Below are 1,303 nucleotides of genomic sequence, written 5' to 3'. Positions count from 1 at the left end.
GTTTCGCCTCAGTGAGTGAAGATTTTTCTTTGGCAAACAGCAAAAGATCCTTACACTTTGATCAAGAATTTGGTAATTTAGAGACGGAACTCATTTCAAAAATTCAGCTCAATCAAACACAAGATCTTTTAGTTTTACCTTCAGGAAAAGTGTATGGGGGGCCACATACCTATCTTATAAAAAATAAAAGAAAAGACTCTCACCATATTATTCAAGATGCAGCAGTTAAAGATTTGCCATACTATAGTCGCGAACAAGCTATAAATGTTCAATTAGAAGGACCGTCAATTCGTATAGGAACAGAACATTACAAGGCTACCCAAGTACAAAGAAAATCAGGAGGCGGCACATATGGTATAGAACGACGCATCGGATACAGAGCACTAAGGGAGGCTGGAATTAAGAAAGAAGAAGCACGAATATTAGTTGAAGAAGCCGATAAATACTTTAATAATATTGGAATAACAAAAGAAACTCAAACCCGTCTTCCTGGAAATAGAAACAAAACGGAGTAAAAAGCAGTGATTAATCATCAAAAAATAAAAAAAAAATTGCATAATATAGTTAGCATGCTTGTCAGCAGAAAATATTCTGATTTAAAAGAAAACGGTTTTTTGGGAAATCTTAAAACTAAGGAGGTCGAAGAAGCTATCAATTCATATCCTGGAGATATGACACTTCCTACTATGAAAGAATTTGATCAATTTCATTTGTATCCTTATAATACAAATAGTTTTTATTTAGAGTTTAATTTATTTTTTAATAATAAAAAAAGTGATTTAACTCTTTCACTTGAAGGAGTCCAAAAAAATGGGAATATTATTTTAAAGCTGCAAGATATAAGAGTACTTTAAAGAACATTATCAAATTACTGGCTTTAAAAAACCTTCTTTCCAAAGATTTAGGCCTCCGTGCGCTAACAAAAACGCTTCATCTTGCAGAAGTGTTTTCGTCCAAATGGCATGCTGAGTTCATCGCCTCTAATCAAAGGTTTGAGAGCTTTATCACAGAAAGAGAAAGCCTCCAATATGCGCAACATTTGTGGGAACAAGAGGCAGGAGTTCATCGTACTTCTACAGCAGCAGCATTTCATGAAGGAGCCTCTGCAGAAATCTCTGAACAAGGACAGCTTTCTCTTTCAAAGTATTTTTATTTCGCATCTCCAGAAGGCGATCTTGCAGCACAACAGATGTTAGCTGATGACACCGCAGAAAGCATTGGAGCCTGGTTGAAAGAAACCAAACATAAAATCAGAAAATGGCATTCTCAAGAATTTCTATGCACTGCTGCTTTAGAAGCAAAA

3 protein-coding genes are annotated in these 1,303 nt (G+C 35.2%); all 3 read left to right on the top strand.

The genetic code is table 11. The features are described 5' to 3' along the window. Window positions 1–515: hypothetical protein (locus JSS34_08915; GenBank protein ID MBS0186415.1), on the top strand; the 515-nt coding region annotated here is incomplete at its 5' end. Window positions 516–521: 6 nt separating this feature from the next. Then, a complete protein-coding gene (locus JSS34_08910) occupies window positions 522–854 on the top strand; it encodes a hypothetical protein (protein MBS0186414.1) in 333 nt (110 codons plus the stop codon). An 89-nt stretch (window positions 855–943) separates the two neighbouring features. After that, window positions 944–1,303 (top strand): hypothetical protein (locus tag JSS34_08905; protein MBS0186413.1); only part of this gene is annotated, 360 nt, incomplete at its 3' end.

This window comes from Pseudomonadota bacterium (genome assembly GCA_018242545.1).
In the GTDB taxonomy this organism is placed as follows: Bacteria; Pseudomonadota; Alphaproteobacteria; order 16-39-46; family 16-39-46; genus 16-39-46.
Note: the sequence above shows the minus strand (reverse complement) of the source record. Positions and strands in the feature narration are given on the sequence as shown.